The 1,581-nt window shown below is 64.6% G+C and carries 1 rRNA gene; it reads left to right on the top strand.

Annotated features, from left to right (window positions below):
* The first annotated feature begins 3 nt into the window (after positions 1 to 3).
* Positions 4 to 1,510: ribosomal RNA gene (locus DXB98_RS09925) — 16S ribosomal RNA — on the top strand.
* The last annotated feature ends 71 nt before the right edge of the window (positions 1,511 to 1,581 follow it).

Consider the following 1,581-nt stretch of genomic DNA (forward strand, 5'->3'; position numbering starts at 1 on the left):
TTTTGGACGGAGAGTTCGATCCTGGCTCAGGATGAACGCTGGCGGCGCGCCTAACACATGCAAGTCGAACGGCACCTGCCCTCGGGCAGAAGCGAGTGGCGAACGGCTGAGTAACACGTGGAGAACCTGCCCCCTCCCCCGGGATAGCCGCCCGAAAGGACGGGTAATACCGGATACCCCGGGGTGCCGCATGGCACCCCGGCTAAAGCCCCGACGGGAGGGGATGGCTCCGCGGCCCATCAGGTAGACGGCGGGGTGACGGCCCACCGTGCCGACAACGGGTAGCCGGGTTGAGAGACCGACCGGCCAGATTGGGACTGAGACACGGCCCAGACTCCTACGGGAGGCAGCAGTGGGGAATCTTGCGCAATGGGGGGAACCCTGACGCAGCGACGCCGCGTGCGGGACGGAGGCCTTCGGGTCGTAAACCGCTTTCAGCAGGGAAGAGAAGAGACTGTACCTGCAGAAGAAGCCCCGGCTAACTACGTGCCAGCAGCCGCGGTAATACGTAGGGGGCGAGCGTTATCCGGATTCATTGGGCGTAAAGCGCGCGTAGGCGGCCCGGCAGGCCGGGGGTCGAAGCGGGGGGCTCAACCCCCCGAAGCCCCCGGAACCTCCGCGGCTTGGGTCCGGTAGGGGAGGGTGGAACACCCGGTGTAGCGGTGGAATGCGCAGATATCGGGTGGAACACCGGTGGCGAAGGCGGCCCTCTGGGCCGAGACCGACGCTGAGGCGCGAAAGCTGGGGGAGCGAACAGGATTAGATACCCTGGTAGTCCCAGCCGTAAACGATGGACGCTAGGTGTGGGGGGGCGATCCCCCCGTGCCGCAGCCAACGCATTAAGCGTCCCGCCTGGGGAGTACGGCCGCAAGGCTAAAACTCAAAGGAATTGACGGGGGCCCGCACAAGCAGCGGAGCATGTGGCTTAATTCGAAGCAACGCGAAGAACCTTACCAGGGCTTGACATATGGGTGAAGCGGGGGAGACCCCGTGGCCGAGAGGAGCCCATACAGGTGGTGCATGGCTGTCGTCAGCTCGTGTCGTGAGATGTTGGGTTAAGTCCCGCAACGAGCGCAACCCCCGCCGCGTGTTGCCATCGGGTGATGCCGGGAACCCACGCGGGACCGCCGCCGTCAAGGCGGAGGAGGGCGGGGACGACGTCAAGTCATCATGCCCCTTATGCCCTGGGCTGCACACGTGCTACAATGGCCGGTACAGAGGGATGCCACCCCGCGAGGGGGAGCGGATCCCGGAAAGCCGGCCCCAGTTCGGATTGGGGGCTGCAACCCGCCCCCATGAAGTCGGAGTTGCTAGTAATCGCGGATCAGCATGCCGCGGTGAATGCGTTCCCGGGCCTTGTACACACCGCCCGTCACACCACCCGAGTCGTCTGCACCCGAAGTCGCCGGCCCAACCGTCTAGGGGGGAGGCGCCGAAGGTGTGGAGGGTGAGGGGGGTGAAGTCGTAACAAGGTAGCCGTACCGGAAGGTGCGGCTGGATCACCTCCTTTCTAGGGAGACACATTCTTAGAGAGACAAACTTTAACTCGAATAGAGGGCAGGAGCCCGTCCGGTAGATGTC

This window comes from Collinsella sp. OM07-12, from assembly GCF_003438275.1.
In the GTDB taxonomy this organism is placed as follows: domain Bacteria; phylum Actinomycetota; class Coriobacteriia; order Coriobacteriales; family Coriobacteriaceae; genus Collinsella.